This window comes from Acidisphaera rubrifaciens HS-AP3, assembly GCF_000964365.1.
In the GTDB taxonomy this organism is placed as follows: Bacteria; Pseudomonadota; Alphaproteobacteria; order Acetobacterales; family Acetobacteraceae; genus Acidisphaera; species Acidisphaera rubrifaciens.
Map to the genome: position 1 here is coordinate 1 of NZ_BANB01000912.1, position 593 is coordinate 593.

A 593-nucleotide genomic window follows, 5' to 3' on the forward strand; every position below is an offset into this window, starting at 1 on the left:
CGCCGTCGCCGCCCCGGCATCCGCCCGCTCGATGATGACCTGATCCATGACCGCGCCTCGTCTCTTGTCCGGACCCGAGATGGGGATTCCCATGATGGGAAGGTCAAGGGGCGTCGATCGGCAACGCCGTCTGACCGAGCACCCAGCCCTCCCAGCGCCGGATCGCGGGATCGTCCGGCGCGGTGTCGGGCCGGTGCCCGTCCAGCACGGCAATGACGCACAGCAGGCCCAGCACGCAGTCGAACCGGTCCTCACCCGCCGCGTCGGCGCCGAACCCGTCCAGGGCGGCGGCGGTCAACGCGTCGTCCGGCGACGCGCCGATGCGACGGCCGGCATCAAGCAGGGCCGGGCCGAGCGCCGCGCGATCGGCCTGCCGCCGCTTGCTGCCGCCCATGCGCAGGCCGAGCTGCCGCAGCGCCTCCGCCGGATAGGTCTCGGCAAGCGCGATCGCGCCCGGCGCCGGCAGGGACCGGAACGGGCCGTCGAACGGCCAGAGGCGCAGCGTCACGCCCGCCGCCCAGGCCGGCAGCAGCAGGTCGCGCCACGCCGCGATCGCCGCCTTGCCCGACTGGTTGGCGCCGAGCGTCCAGAAC

Annotated in this window: 1 pseudogene; it reads right to left on the reverse strand. The window is 74.7% G+C overall.

The features are described from left to right. Positions 1 to 103 precede the first annotated feature (103 nt). A pseudogene (locus B8460_RS22425) lies at positions 104 to 593 on the reverse strand (hypothetical protein); the annotation flags it as partial.